Here is a 14,809-nt window from a genome sequence, read left to right as displayed (position 1 = left end):
AAGCAGCTGGAGTGCAGTACTATTTTTTATCTGGCCTGCTATCTAGCCTGTTATCTGGCATGGTGTTTGGAAGTGCAGCCCAGTGAGTTACAGCTATCAGGCGAACAAAGATACAAAGTGTTGCAGCAACAACGAATGTAAGGAGTTCATGATGATGGACCAAAAACAACAACACCGCCACACCAGGCTGATAAGCTCAGTACTGGTTCTGTTGTTACTCAGCGCCTGTGGCGGCGGTGGTGACAGCGGCAACGTCACTCCGCCCGGTAATGGCACCACTAATCCGCCAGCGACAGGTCCGGTCTGGCAAGCCGGGGTTTATGCCGCTGAGAGTCAGTATCAGGCACAGTGTGCCGCACCACGTTCAGGGATAAATCCATACAGTCAACAACCTTACCCGGATAAAGCAGGCAGCGCTTTACATGAAAAGCTCTGGTTAAGATCCTGGAGCAACCGTACTTATTTATGGTATCGCGAGCTGCCGGACCGGGATCCAGCCGGTTATAGCGTCACCGATTATTTTAAGTTATTACGCACTACAGCTTTAACCGATTCGGGGGCGGCCAAAGACAACTTCCATTTTTCCGAAGCAACCGCCAGTTATCTGCAGCGCACTCAGGGTGGCGTGGAAGCTGGTTATGGCATTGAATGGCGTATTGTGGAAGGCCGGCCACCGCGCAAAATTTATATTGCTTACACTGAGCCTGGCTCACCCGCTGCGCTGCAGGGGCTGCGCCGTGGCGCTATGCTGGTGGAGGCCAATGGGGTTGATGTGGTCAATGACAATACCCAGGCTGGTGTTGATCTGATTAATGCGGCTTTGTTCCCGGCACAACTGGGCCAAAGCAGTCAGATGACCTTTGTCAAAACTGACGGCAGCAGAGTGAATCTGACCATGCAGTCGGCGCAAGTAGCGTCAACGCCGGTGCAGAATGTCAAGGTGCTGCAGACCCCGGCTGGCAAAGTGGGTTATCTGCAGTTTAACAGCCATATTGCGTTGGCTCAGCCGCTGTTGATTGACGCCTTTACCCAGTTCCGTGATCAGGCTGTGCAGGAGCTGGTGCTGGACATCCGTTACAACGGTGGTGGTTTGCTGGCGCTGGCGTCGCAGCTGGGTTATATGGTAGCCGGACCTAATGTGATCCAGAACCGTATTTTTGAAAAAACCATGTTTAACGACAAGTACCCCAATACAGATCCGGTGACAGGGCGGGCGTTACAGCCGATGCCATTTTACAACCGTGGTATTGATTATCAGCTGAGTCAGTTTACCAATCAGACGCTGCCAAACCTGACGTTAAAACGGGTGTTTGTGTTAACCACAGACAGCACCTGTTCGGCCAGTGAAGCTTTCATGAATGCTCTGCGTGGGGTCGATCTGGAGGTGATCCAGATTGGTGGCAAAACCTGTGGGAAACCTTATGGTTTTTATCCAACCGACAACTGCGGCACCACCTATTTTACTATTCAGTTCAGTGGGGTGAATGCAAAAAACTTTGGTGATTTTGCCGACGGTTTCAGGCCAACACCCGCACCACAGTTTGCCGCTGATGTAAAAGGTTGTCCGGTCAGCGACGACTTAAACGCTGAGCTTGGTGATCCAAACGAGAAGTTACTGGGTGCTGCGCTTAATTATATGACGAGCTTAAGTTGTCCGGCTGCCAGTTTGTCCAGCGCAGCTGCGGATAAAACCCAGGCATTGAGGCAGTCAGAGGGTTTGTCGGTGCTGACCAAAGATCCAAGAAAAGAAGCCTTCATTCTGGACAACAAACTGCATCAACCGCTGTTGCCGGAACAGCTGTAACAGGCTTGAGTTAACCACAACAAACAAAAAGGCGCAGGTTTTGCGCCTTTTTGCTGCTGATGACTGCTTTTGTTGCCTCAGTACTGCTTCAGGCCAGATGGTAATCGCCGCCATCTTTGGCGCGGTAACAGGCTCTGCTTTGACAACTGGTGCTGGCGTCCTGCTGCAACTGGCCGCGGATCATACTAAACCAACGTTGTGGCTGACCTGATGACGATAATTCCAGTAACACATCTTCAATACCGGCGCTGTCGTGTGACCCATGTTCACCCTGTTTGCTGATCACCAGCTCAATATGGCGCCCGGCATTACATAATAAAATCGACTGAGGTTTTTCTTTACTGCCGCACAAAGCCACAAACTGGGTTGGATTGGCTAAACCACTGTTGCTGCCATCGGCAAAAAATGCCAATAAATGCTGGTAATACACCACGTAACTTTTCACATCCTGATGGGAGCCTGCTGATAGCGGGAAGACTTTATCCAGAAAACCTTTGGAATAATTCAGCACCTGCTTCAGGTGGCTGTCGTTCAGTGCACTGATGGCGTGCATTTGCTGACGGATGATCTGATCCAAAGGTTGTTCGGTCTGTGTATTGTGGGTGGCATTTGTTTGCATTTGGGTATCCTCGCTCACTCTTGTTATCTGCGCTGACTTCCTTGTGCTGCATCAGCAGCTGGCGTCGTCGTTGCTTCCTGTCATGGTTGAGCCCGGTAGGGTGGCGGGCGTTGTGTCGCAGTCAGTCATTGCTGTTGCTTAGAAACTAGTCTATGTTGTTTTTGTGCATAATTTGACAATTAAAACTTCACAGTGTGAATTTTACAAAATGACAACACCCAAAAGCCTGATCCGCAAATCACATTTTCTCGGCACTAAAATCAGAAACCTGAGAAAACGCAATAACTTAACTATGGAAGATTTGTCGACCCGCTGCATTCGCATCGACGCTGAATACGCACCTTCGGTGTCGTATTTGTCGATGATTGAACGCGGCAAAAGGGTGCCCAGTGTGGAAATGTTGACTGTGATAGCCGCAGTTTTTCAAAAAGAGCTGGACTGGTTTTTAGACGGTGAAGAGCAGCAGCTGGATATTACCCCGGCCAAAGGCAGCAGGGGGGGGATCAGCGGTATGGCGCTGGAGCCCGGTTTTTTGTTTTCCAACGATATTTTGCAAATTGCCATTCCGGAAATGTTGTCGCAAACCGGCATCAGTGGCAAACAGTTTGCCCAGTTGTTGATCCGCGCCCATCAGGAACATCACCAAAACCATTTCCCTGAGCTGGAAAGAGCGGCTGAAGAAGTGGGGCAAAAACGTATGCCGCTCAGTGTTGAAGAGCTGCTGCAAATTGTGAAACAACTGGGTCTGGCCATCAGTTGGTTTGATGAAACCCCCAAAGCAGTGCTGGATGAGCTGGGGGTTTTTAGTAAAAACGTGTCCACCTCGTATTTTTTGCCGCCTAAAACCCTGCACTTAAACCGCATTTTAAAAAATCATCCCACCCGGCTGAAATACGAGCTGGCGGTGCATATTGGCCATGCGGTGCTGCACAATAAAGACGGTGTAAAAAGCGGTATGACAGTGGGCGGTGCTTATGAAACTGTGGAGGCGGATTCGGGTTTAGTGGCGCCACAGGATATTCTGCATGCCTGGCGCGACTTTGAATCCAGTTTTTTTGCCGGTGCTTTGCTCTGTCCTAAATTGCCGTTTCGCCAGTTGCTGGACCGTAACGGCTATGAAATCAGCTCCCATCAGCTGGCCGGTGTGTCCGCTTCTGTCGCCATGCGCCGTATGACGGCAGTGTCGCCTTATAGCCACTGGCATTATTTTGATGCTTACACCCCGGGTAAACTGAAAGCTGTCTATCGGGGCAATGGTATTCCGCTGCCCTGGGGCAATATGCGAAAAGTGGAAGACCCATGCCAGCACTGGGCTGTGTTCCGTATGTTTGATGTGCAGGGCGAACAAAGTTCGGCGCAGTTGTCGTTGCTGGATGTGCAGGGCCAACCACGGATTTATTGTTGTGAGTCAGTCAAGGTGCAGGACTTGGCCGGTAACGCCCATGTGCTTTGTGCCGGTATCGACTTAAATCCGGCCATTGCCGCCCAGGGCATGGATGCAGATGCCATGGCGCAGGAGCTGAAGTTTTTGTGTAACAGCCAGGGCGGCGCCGGCAAGATTCCGGCGGCGATGAAAAGCACCTTAAGCACAGTGGCTAATATTCTGAATATTAACTGGGTGGCACGCAGTTTAGAAAAACCGGCGCAGCTGATTTGCGCCCGCGGCAATCATTGCCCGCGCAGTCCGACCTGTTATCAAAGTTGCGGTGGCTAAATTGATGAATTACATCAGCTTTCAGACAAGAAGCTGACAGATTGCGATAAAAGGCCAGCGCGCAGTTTTAAGCTGACGGAACTTTGTGCAAAGAGCTGCAGCCAATGCAAAGGTTATGTAAATTGTTTTTGGTGGTACCGGGGCAGCTGGTACATTCTTTTCAGTTTGAAGTAGGGACATCAATATGTTTCAGGTGGTTGCGGTAAGTCTGAACCCAGCGTTGTTAAGTTATCTGCGTAAATATTGTGAGCTGAATGACCCACGCTGGCAGCTGAAAATTTTCCCGACTGTGGGCAGTTTTGCCACAGCCCCCCGCAATAACGACAGCATCGATTTGTTGTTTTTTGATGCCTTGGGTTTAACCAGTTCGCAGGAAGAAAAACGGCTGGTGTGTTTTATGGCGCCGCTGGCGCTCAGAGTGGTGGTGACCAATCCGGAGCATGATGATGTAGTGTTGTCGCATCTGGACCACTTTCATAGTTTTATCGGCGCTTCGGTTGAATTTGATCATCTGACGCAGTTGTTCCGTAATGCTGAAAGAGTCAAACAGCTGCCACAAACGGCGCTCAGTAAAAGGCTGTTGTCGTCGTTTTTGCATTACCCGGTGTTTCCAAGGTTAAGCGAGCAGCTGCAGCGCAAATTGCAGGATCCCAAAGTGGAAATCAGTCAGGTGGCACGTTTGCTGGAGCAAGACCCTGTGGTGGTGTCCAGGCTGATGCAGCTGGTGAATTCACCTTATATGGGTTTTGTCAGTGAAACCCTGTCGCTGGACATTGCCATCAGCCGGCTGGGGTTACAGGTGGTGAACGCGCTGGTGCTGATGTTATCGCTCAGAAGTCAGCTGCAGGGGCTGGATCAGGCGGAGCACAATAAGGTACTGGACAACGCCATGCAATTTGCCAATCAGTGCCGTGAACTGGCCAAAACCGCGAAGTTACGGCGCAGCCAGCAGGACCATGTGTTTATTGCTGCCATGTTCAGCTGTTTTGGCCAGTTATTGTTATTACAAAATGGGTTTGTGCTGGACGACCCGCAGTTACAAAACAGCGAGCCAGGTGCAGTGCGCTCTGATGTGGCTGTGACTGCTCATCTGCTTTGTTTGTGGGGTTTTGACAACCGTATGTTGCAGCCGCTGTTAACCCAGCATCAGTTTATCGCCAGTGATGAGCCTGATGCCGATGTCAGCAATTGTTTATATCTGGCCAGGTTAAGCAGAAGCGAATTGCAGGCTTTGCCGGCGGCAGAAAAAGAGTTGATTGCCGCTTCTGTATTTTCGGCATCTTTAGGGCTTAAACCCTGATTATCGCTGCAAAATAGCAGCAAATCGCAGCAGTACTGGTCATTTTTCTGCAAGTTGGCACAATGAGCCGCAAAACGGATAGGCCTTGTCGGGCCGCAATAACAGCCCTGGCCGGATAAGACATTCGGCCAGGGCTGAATATCACCACAAGGTCGCAGTTGCTGCGGCTACAGGTTTTACACAATAAGAGTACAGGTGCATAAAAAGCGCCTGTCACACAGCATTTTGCAGGGATCACAACAGCATGCCGAAATTTACCAAACCCACCTTTTTGATTGTTGCCGGTGTTTTATCCATTGCGGCCGGAGCCTGGTGGTATCAGCAGAGTCAGTCAGAGCCGCAGGCTGGTGTGGCGGGCAAAACACAAAACGGCGCTGCAGCCAAAGCAGGCGGCGCTCAGGCCGGGCAAAGACCACAAGCAGCCCGGCCAGGCGGAGGTGCAGGTGGCGCTAACCCCTGGAATGCACCAGTGCCGGTGAGGGTGATTGCCGCCCAAACCAGCGATTTAAAAGTACAAATTAAAGCCATTGGTACAGTCACACCGCTGCAAACTGTGCTGGTGCAAAGCCGGGTGAGTGGCCCGCTGCAGCAGGTATTTTTTACTGAAGGTGAAAAAGTAGAAGCTGGTCAATTATTGGCACAAATCGACCCTGCGCCTTATCAGGTAAAGCTGGCGCAGGCGCAAGGCACACAACAACAAAATGTGGCCCAGCTGCAAAATGCAGAAGCCGATCTGGCGCTTTACCAAAAGTTAAAACAACAAAATTCTATTTCAGCGCAGCAGTTTAATGCGCAGCAGGCGCTGGTGAATCAACTCAAAGGCACATTAAAATCCAATCAGGCACAAATTGATGCCGCCCAGCTGGAACTGGGGTACACCCAAATTAAAGCGCCGATCAGCGGCCGCTTAGGTTTGCGAAAAGTGGACGCCGGCAATTTAGTGCAGGCCAACAGCGCCGAAGGTTTGGTGACTATCACCCAGAGTTCACCTATAGCGGTGCAATTTACCATTCCGGAAATCCAGTTACAGGCGGTGCGGGCTGCAGTGCAGGCCGGCAAAAAGTTAACAGTTGAAGCCTGGGACAGAGCGGAACAACAAAAAATCAGTGACGGCCTGTTAACCACACTGGATAACCAGATTGACCTTGCGACCGGTACCTTAAAACTCAAAGCGCAGTTTGCCAATGATAACGAAGAGTTGTTCCCCAACCAGTTTGTCAACGTCAGGCTGAATGTAGCGGTGCAGCAAGGTGCCGTCACTATTGTGCAAGACGCTGTGCAATACGGCTCACAAGGCACTTATGTCTACACAGTGGACGACAACAACAAAGCTCAGTTAAAAATGCTGAAACTGGGGGCTGTCGACAATGGCCTGATCGCAGTGGAAGAGGGGTTAAAAGCCGGCGACCTGGTGATTTTAGAAGGCCTGGACAGATTAAGACCGGGCCGCGACGTTGAAGTGGTACAAAAGCCGGCGCAGGGCTAAAACATGAATATGTCCAAACCTTTTATTCTGCGCCCTGTAGCCACTTCATTGCTGATGCTGGCGCTGTTGATCGCTGGCATGCTGAGCTGGCGGTTATTGCCGGTGGCGGCATTGCCACAGGTCGATTATCCGATTATTCAGGTCTTTACCTTTCAGCCAGGTGCCAGCGCCGACATCGTTGCCCGTACCATTACCGCACCTTTAGAAAGGCGGCTTGGCCAAATTCCCGGTTTAAAACAAATGTCGTCGGCAAGCTCCAACGGCGCTTCTGTCATCACTTTGCAGTTTGCGCTGGTGGTGGATATGGGCGTGGCAGAGCAGGAAGTGCAGTCGGCGATGAATACCGCAGGCTCGTTATTGCCCAATGATTTGCCAGCGCCGCCTGTGTATCGCAAAGTGAATCCGGCCGATGCGCCTATTCTGACGTTAGCCGTCAGCTCCGACACTTTGCCTTTGCCGCAGGTATACGATTTAGTCGACACCCGGATGGCACAAAAGCTGGCGCAATTAACAGGGGTGGGCATGGTCAGTCTGGCGGGCGGGCAGCGCCCGGCCATCCGGGTCAAGGCCAACCCGGCGGCGCTGGCGTCGCTGGATTTAAGCCTGGAGCAGCTACGTACCGCCATTACCGGCGCCAATACCAATCAGCCCAAAGGCAGTTTTGACGGCCCCTTCCGCTCGACCATGCTGGACGCCAACGACCAAATCCGCGACACCAAAGAATATGAAGAGCTCATCGTTGCCTGGCGCGCTGGCGCACCCATTCGCCTTAAAGACGTGGCTTCGGTAGAACAAGGGGCGGAAGACCGCTTTTTAGCGGCCTGGGCTAATCAGCAGGCTGCAGTGTTGGTGAATATTCAGCGTCAGCCGGGTGCTAACGTGATTGAAGTGGCCGACAGAGTGCAACAACTGTTGCCACAACTGACCGCCACTCTGCCGGCCGCAGTGAAAGTAGAGGTACTCACAGACCGCACCCAAAGTATCCGTGCTTCGGTGCATGACGTACAAATGGAGCTGATTTTTGCGATTGGCCTGGTGGTGGCTGTGACCTTTGTATTTTTACGCACTATTCCGGCCACTATTATTCCCAGCCTGGCAGTACCCCTGAGTTTAGTGGGTACCTTTGCTGTGATGTATCTGCTGGAGTTTTCAGTTAATAACCTCACCTTAATGGCGCTGACCATAGCCACAGGCTTTGTGGTGGACGACGCCATTGTGATGCTGGAAAACGTGGCGCGCCACAGAGAACAAGGCGCCAGCCCGCTGGAGGCTGCCCTCAAAGGTGCCAAAGAAATTGGTTTTACGCTGATCTCTTTAACCTTTTCGTTAATTGCCGTACTGATCCCACTGCTGTTTATGGCCGATGTGGTAGGGCGGTTATTTTTTGAATTTGCCGTAACCCTGGCGGTCGCCATTTTAATTTCGCTTGTGGTGTCTTTAACTTTAACGCCGATGCTCTGCGCTAAGTTACTGACTAAATTGCCAAAACACGATGATGAAACCGACTGGATGTCGCGCATTATCCGCCGTTATGGCCGCATGCTGCAGTGGGTGTTGCAGCATCAAAGGCTCGCCATGCTGACGATGCTCGGCACTGTTGCCCTCACTGCGCTGCTTTATCTGGCGGTGCCCAAAGGCTTTTTCCCGGTGCAGGACAGTGGTGTGATTCAGGTGGTGACGGAGGCGCCGCAGGATATTTCTTTTGCTGCTATGGCCGAGCGTCAGCAGCAGCTGGCAGCCACTTTGCTGCAGCACCCGGCTGTTGCCAGTTTAAGTTCTTTTATTGGGGTTGATGGCAGCAACAGCAGTATTAACAGCGGCCGCATTTTGCTGAACCTGAAAACACATGCAGAGCGCGAAGAAAGTGCCACAGAAATTATCCGCACCCTGGAGCAACAAGCCAGCAGTGTCAGTGGCATTAAAGGCTGGTTCCAGCCGGTGCAGGAGCTGAGTATTGAAGATAAAGTCAGCCGCACTCAATACCAGTTCAGCATCACCACACCCGACAGTGAAGTGCTGGCGCAGTGGCTACCGGATCTGATGGCGGCGCTCAAAGCAAGGCCGGAGCTGTCAGAAGTGGCGCACGACTTACAGCAGCAAGGTTTGCAGGCATTTATTGATATAGACCGCACAGCGGCAGCAAGGCTTGGTATCAGCGTCAGCCAGGTAGGCGCCGCTTTGCAAAGTGCCTACAGCCAACGTCAAATCAGCACTTTGTTTACCCAGGCCAATCAATACAGGGTGATTCTGGAGGTCGACCCGGCGCAGGCGCAGGGCATAGCGGCGCTGGATAAACTGTATCTGACCACAGCTGCCGGCACTGCAGTGCCGCTGTCTGCTGTTGCCAAAGTCAGTCAGCGTCCGGCCAAACTGTTGATTAACCATCAGGGCCAGTTCCCGGCTGTCACTTTGTCTTTTAACCTGGCGGCAGGTTATTCGCTGGGTGAAGCAGTGGCCGCTATTGAAGAAGTGCAACAACAGCTGCAACTGCCGGCCGAAATTGAGCTCAGTTTTCAGGGTGCTGCTGAAGCTTTCAGAGCATCCCTCAGCAACACTTTATGGCTGGTGCTGGCGGCTGTGCTCACCATGTACATAGTGCTGGGTATTTTGTACGAAAGTTTAATTCACCCCGTGACCATTTTATCCACTTTACCTTCGGCCACTGTTGGCGCCTTATTGGCGCTCCTCATCATGAACCAGCCGCTGGATTTAATAGCGGTGATTGGCATAGTGCTGCTGATCGGCCTGGTGAAGAAAAACGGCATTATGATGGTGGATTTTGCGCTGGAAGCCCAGCGCAATCAGGGGCTGACGCCTCGCGAAGCCATTTATCAGGCCGCCTTATTGCGTTTCAGGCCTATTTTAATGACCACGCTGGCGGCACTCTTTGGCGCTGTGCCTTTATTGCTGGCCAGTGGTTCAGGCGCCGAGCTGCGCCAGCCGCTGGGTTTGGTGATGGTGGGGGGGCTCATTGTCAGTCAGGTGCTGACCTTATTTACCACCCCTGTGGTGTATTTATGGTTTGACCGTTATTTCAGCAATAACAAAGCCCAACATCAAGCGGCGGATCAGGCGGTGGTGCTATGAATCTGGCGGCTCCTTTTATTCAAAGGCCGGTGGCCAGTGGTTTAATTGCCAGCGCCATTTTGCTGCTGGGGCTGTTGTGCTGGCGTTTATTGCCGGTGTCGCCGCTACCGGCGGTGGATTTTCCAATGATAGTGGTCAGTGCCAGTTTGCCGGGTGCCAGTCCTGAAAGTATGGCGGCCACTGTGGCTACACCGCTGGAGCGGGCGCTTGGCAGTATTGCCGGTATTCGGCGGATCAGTTCCAATAGCAATCAGGGGTCAACCCAGGTGCGGCTGGAGTTTGAACTGGATCGCAACGTCGACGAAGCCGCCCGGGATGTGCAGGCCGCCATTAACGCTGTGCGCGGTCAGTTACCCTCCGGTATGCCGGGCAATCCGTCGTACCGTAAATTTAATCCGTCACAAGCGCCGGTGATGGCTTTGGCGCTGAGCTCCGACAACCTGGCCGCCAGTGTGTTATACGACGCTGCTGCCACTGTGATTGCGCAAAAACTGCTGCAAATTCAGGGCGTAGGCGAGGTTGAAGTGACAGGAGCTTCTTTGCCTGCGGTGCGGGTGCAGCTCAATCCGGCCATGCTGAGCCATTTTGGCGTGGCGCTGGATGAAGTGCGAAGCGCAATTTCCAGCGCCAATGCCACTGTGCCTGTCGGAGTGGTGGAGCAAAACGGGCAGCGCTGGCAGCTTGCCACCAACCAGACCATGCGCCGTGCCAGTGACTATCAAAAGCTGGTGGTGAAGTATGTGAATGGTGCCCCTATTTATCTGTCCGATGTGGCCACAGTGTCAGACTCGACCGAAAACCGTTACAGCGCGGGTTTTCACAATGAAAAAAGCGCCGTTATTCTGCAAATCAGCAGGCGCAGTGGCGCCAATATAGTGGCCACCATTGATGCCATTTCGGCGGCTTTACCTCAGTTGCAGGCTTTAGTGCCGGCCGATGCCGAGCTTGCCGTGGTGATGGACAGATCGCCTGTGATCCGCGCCACTTTGGCTGAAGCGCAAATCAGTTTAATGCTGTCGGTGCTGTTGGTGGTGCTGGTGGTCTGGTTGTTTTTGGGCAAATTACGCAGTGCCCTTATTCCAAGCCTGGCCATTCCGGTGTCTTTGGTGGGTGCTTTTGTGGTGATGTATCTCTGTGATTTTTCACTGAATAACTTATCTGTGATGGCGCTCATTGTTGCTGCAGGTTTAGTGGTGGACGACGCCATAGTGGTGCTGGAAAACATTAAACGCCATATCGAAACCGGTTTAAGCCCGCTGCAGGCGGCGAAAAAAGGTGCGGCCGAAGTGGGTTTTACCTTGGTGGCGATGAACTCGGCACTGATTGTGGTGTTTTTATCCATTTTATTTATGGGCGGTTTAGTGGAGCGGCTGTTCCGCGAATTTTCCATTACCCTCTGTGCCGCCATGTTGATTTCGTTGTTTATTTCTTTAACCTTAACCCCCAGTTTGTCGGCGCTGCTACTGCAAAAACAGCAGGCCAAAGCACCAACACAATCGCAAAAAACAACGTTATTTCAGAACTTTGCGCACAAGTATCAGCGCAGCCTGGGCTGGGTGTTGCAGTATAAAAAGTCGGTGCTGACGCTGATGTTACTGGTCTTTGGTGCCAATGTCTGGCTGTATCAGCAACTGCCGGGCGGTATGTTGCCGGATCAGGACACAGGCCAGCTGAGTGGTTTTGTGCGTGGTGACGACGGTTTTTCTTATCAGGTGATGCAACCAAAAATTGAAGAATTCCGCCAGTTATTGCTCAAAGACCCGGCCGTTGCCGATGTGACAGGCGCCAGCGGTGGTGCTATGGGTCTGAGTAATTCCTGGATGCGGGTGCGGTTAAAACCGCTTAGTGAGCGCGGTGTTTCAGCACAGCAAGTGGTAAACCGGCTGCGGATGAGCGCGCCCAAGGTGCCGGGCGCTATGTTGTTTTTAAGTGTGGAGCAGGACATCAGGTTAAGTTCACCCTGGAACAGCAGTGACTATGAGCTGCTGTTATTGTCAGGTGAGCTTAAACCGCTGCGCGAATGGGGCAAAAAAGCCGCTGAAGCGATGAAAGAGCTGCCTGAATTAGTGGATGTAGACGCGCCGGGCGGTGAAGACGCACAACAAGTGGTGCTGAGCATTGACCGCGAAGCTGCGCAGCGCCTCGGGGTGGATATGCGCACTGTGGCCACTATGCTGAACAACTCGTTTTCGCAGCGTCAGGTGGCCACTTTATACGATGAAATGAACCAATACCGGGTGGTGATGGAGCTGGCCCCAGGTTACACAGCACAACCTGAAGTATTAAAACAGCTGATGCTGATTTCCAAAGACGGTAGCAGGGTGCCGCTCAGTGCCATTGCCAGTTACGACTATGGCCTGGTCAGCGACAGGGTGCGGCACGACGGTCAGTTTGCCTCTATGGGCATAGGTTATGGCCTGGCGCCTGAGGTGACCGCAGAGCAGGCGGCAGCGGCGATAGACCGTATGCTGGCCAAACTGATGATCCCGTCTGTGGTGCATACGGTGAATGGTGAAGATCAGCGCAACGCCATGTTTCAGAACGAAGATAATTTCTGGCTGATGGTGGGGGTGGTGCTGGCGGTGTATCTGGTGCTTGGGGTGCTTTATGAAAGTGTGGTGCAGCCACTGACCATTATTTCCACTTTGCCTTGTGCCGGTATTGGTGCTTTGCTGGCGCTGTATTTAACCGGCTCGGCCTTTAGCCTGATTGCGTTATTGGGGCTGTTTTTATTAATTGGCATTGTGATGAAAAACGCCATTTTGCTGATTGATTTTGCCTTGGCGGCTGAGCGCCAGGGCTTAACACCGGAACAAGCTATTTTGCAGGCGGCCAACCAGCGGCTGCGGCCTATTTTAATGACCAACTGTGCTGCGGTATTAGGTGCTGTGCCTTTGTTGCTGGGCATGGGCGAAGGCTCTGAGCTGCGCCAGCCGCTGGGTATTACCATAGTGGGTGGTTTACTGGTCAGTCAGCTCCTGACCTTATACAGCACCCCAGTGGTGTATTTGTTATTAAGCCGCTTCAGGCGCAAAAAAGCCGGTGCGGCTGACAGTCTGGCTGCTGAAGGCTGACAACGATCACAGCCAGCTTGATGATGACAGATAAAAAAACCACCTTGCGGTGGTTTTTTTATCTTAGCCTTTTCACAACAAAGGGCTGCAGTGGTTAGCGGAAGACGTCGGTCAGAATATCGGCCACCACCAGAGTGGCGATAGACACCAGCACTAAGTCGGTACCACAAACCTGCCACTGATAACCTTCATGTTGTGGCAACTGACTCAGCATTTGTGAATGGCCAAGTTTTTTTGCAATGCCTGGTGGCAGCGGTTTACCCCGCGCCAGATTTTTGCGGATGCCGGGTGGCAGTTGCTGGTAACCGGTTTGCTGATAACTCACCGCCAGTTCACGCGCCTGACCAAAACTGATACCGGCTGTGACATTGACACCACCAATCTGGCTGTTAATAGCCACAGTACCACCACCCAGGGCAGCGCCCGTTACAGCGGCGCCTGTCAGCACGGCGCCGCTGTCGCTGCTATAACCTGCCTGGGTAGATTTCTGGGCTTTTTGGCCGGCTTTTTGCGCTTTTTGTTCAGCTTTGTGGGCTTTACCTGGTTTGTTATCTTTTGGATCAGCCTGTACCTGACTGGCAGTGAAGGCAACTGCGGCAGCCAATAACAGGTGCAACAGGGTGTTTTTTTGCATTGGTAACTCCTTGCGCCCAAAGGCGGCTGCTGTGAGAGGTGGTGCGGCTGCAGGGTTGGTTGCCTGGTGTCAGCCTGTTGCCTGAGTGTAGCGCTCCGGCAGCGACAAACCAAGGGCTAAAAATCACAGAAAATTTACCGGAAAATCCTTACAAATCTGAGCATGACTGTTATGCTGCGCGCCGTTTTTCCAGGTGGGTTTGTTTGTATGTTTAATAGTCAATTCAGTCAGTTAGAACAGTCCATTCAGCGTTTAGTGCTGGATAACCAACAATTGCAGCAAGCGCTGTTGCAAAAAGAAGCGGCCTTTAAAGCGCAGCAGGAAGAGCTGGAGTTATTACAACTGAGCATGCTGGAGTCGGAAGAACAGGCACAACAGGCTGCCAGCCGGCTGGATGCGCTGCTGGCGTTATTCCCAAAAGCTGTAGCGCAGCCATAATCGGGGGGCAGCAGCGATGATCAATACTGAATATACCGAGCTGACGCTGGAGATTGCAGGGCGCGACTACAAACTCAAAACGCTGGCGCAGCAGCGAGAGGGTTTGCAGGAAGCCGCCTCTTTGTTAAATCAGAAAATTTTTGAGCTGAAAAACCGCGGCCGGCATTTAAGCAACGAACAGGCGGCCATTCTGGCGGCTTTGCATTTAAGTTACGATCTGCTGACTGAACGCGAATTATTGGCGCAAGACCGGCAACGCATTGAAGAGCGGCTGGCGCAGCTGCAACAGGCCATTGAAGGGGCTTTACCGCAGGGATAGCGAGTGCTGTAGCCGTTAGCGCAGCTGGCGTTGTAAGCTGGCGCTGCCGTTGGTTTTGCCCGGGGCGCTGCTACTGTAATTGCTCTAAATAACAAGGCGTTGTTGCATTAATTCCGGCGCAGCGCGGGCAGCCAAGGCCTGTGACGCCGTTCGCCCGCGAATCGCTCCCCGATTCGCTTTTAAATGCTCACTCTGCAACAAGCCTTTGCTGCTGGTGTTGGACTTTGCGCTGGGTCTGTTGCATTAATTCCGGCGCTGCACAGGCAGCCTAGGCCTGTTACGCCGTTCGCCCGCGAATCGCTCCCCGATTCGCTTTTAAATGCTCACTCTGCAA

General features: G+C 52.5%; 10 protein-coding genes. 8 read left to right on the top strand and 2 right to left on the bottom strand.

What is annotated here, in order from left to right; genetic code table 11:
- The first annotated feature begins 151 nt into the window (after positions 1-151).
- Positions 152-1,804 (top strand): S41 family peptidase, encoded by a 1,653-nt coding sequence (locus V7P87_RS05890; protein ID WP_333796599.1) that lies wholly within the window; start codon positions 152-154, stop codon positions 1,802-1,804.
- Positions 1,805-1,892: 88 nt separating this feature from the next.
- On the opposite strand, the gene V7P87_RS05885 is transcribed toward V7P87_RS05890, so the two are convergent.
- Complete coding sequence (locus V7P87_RS05885) at positions 1,893-2,423, bottom strand: malate synthase (protein WP_333796598.1); 531 nt, start codon at positions 2,421-2,423, stop codon at positions 1,893-1,895.
- Positions 2,424-2,631: 208 nt separating this feature from the next.
- Here V7P87_RS05885 and V7P87_RS05880 point away from each other — a divergent pair, with 208 nt between their 5' ends.
- The 5 genes from V7P87_RS05880 (at position 2,632) to V7P87_RS05860 (ending at position 13,084) form a co-directional block, all read left to right on the top strand.
- Complete coding sequence (locus tag V7P87_RS05880; protein ID WP_333796597.1) at positions 2,632-4,137, top strand: DUF3612 domain-containing protein; 1,506 nt, start codon at positions 2,632-2,634, stop codon at positions 4,135-4,137.
- A 184-nt stretch (positions 4,138-4,321) separates the two neighbouring features.
- Complete coding sequence (locus V7P87_RS05875; protein WP_333796596.1) at positions 4,322-5,437, top strand: HDOD domain-containing protein; 1,116 nt, start codon at positions 4,322-4,324, stop codon at positions 5,435-5,437.
- Positions 5,438-5,681: 244 nt separating this feature from the next.
- Entirely contained in the window at positions 5,682-6,923 is a 1,242-nt protein-coding gene (locus V7P87_RS05870; protein ID WP_333796595.1) for an efflux RND transporter periplasmic adaptor subunit, read from the top strand.
- A gap of 3 nt (positions 6,924-6,926) precedes the next feature.
- Positions 6,927-10,010, top strand: coding sequence for a multidrug efflux RND transporter permease subunit (locus V7P87_RS05865; protein ID WP_333796594.1), 3,084 nt, complete (start codon positions 6,927-6,929; stop codon positions 10,008-10,010).
- On the top strand, positions 10,007-13,084 hold the full coding sequence (locus tag V7P87_RS05860) for an efflux RND transporter permease subunit (protein WP_333796593.1): 3,078 nt from the start codon (positions 10,007-10,009) through the stop codon (positions 13,082-13,084). Before V7P87_RS05865 ends, V7P87_RS05860 begins: the two co-directional genes overlap by 4 nt.
- A gap of 94 nt (positions 13,085-13,178) precedes the next feature.
- On the opposite strand, the gene V7P87_RS05855 is transcribed toward V7P87_RS05860, so the two are convergent.
- Complete coding sequence (locus V7P87_RS05855; protein WP_333796592.1) at positions 13,179-13,718, bottom strand: anti-virulence regulator CigR family protein; 540 nt, start codon at positions 13,716-13,718, stop codon at positions 13,179-13,181.
- 207 nt (positions 13,719-13,925) lie between these two features.
- On the opposite strand from V7P87_RS05855, the gene V7P87_RS05850 reads away from it, so the two are divergent.
- Both V7P87_RS05850 and V7P87_RS05845 read left to right on the top strand, forming a co-directional pair.
- Positions 13,926-14,156, top strand: a complete 231-nt coding sequence (locus V7P87_RS05850) for a hypothetical protein (RefSeq protein ID WP_296294186.1) — start codon at positions 13,926-13,928, stop codon at positions 14,154-14,156.
- A 16-nt stretch (positions 14,157-14,172) separates the two neighbouring features.
- Positions 14,173-14,475, top strand: a complete 303-nt coding sequence (locus V7P87_RS05845) for a cell division protein ZapA (RefSeq protein WP_296294187.1) — start codon at positions 14,173-14,175, stop codon at positions 14,473-14,475.
- The last annotated feature ends 334 nt before the right edge of the window (positions 14,476-14,809 follow it).

The sequence above is a fragment of the Rheinheimera sp. genome (genome assembly GCF_036782235.1).
Taxonomy (GTDB): Bacteria; Pseudomonadota; Gammaproteobacteria; order Enterobacterales; family Alteromonadaceae; genus Pararheinheimera.
Note: the sequence above shows the minus strand (reverse complement) of the source record. Positions and strands in the feature narration are given on the sequence as shown.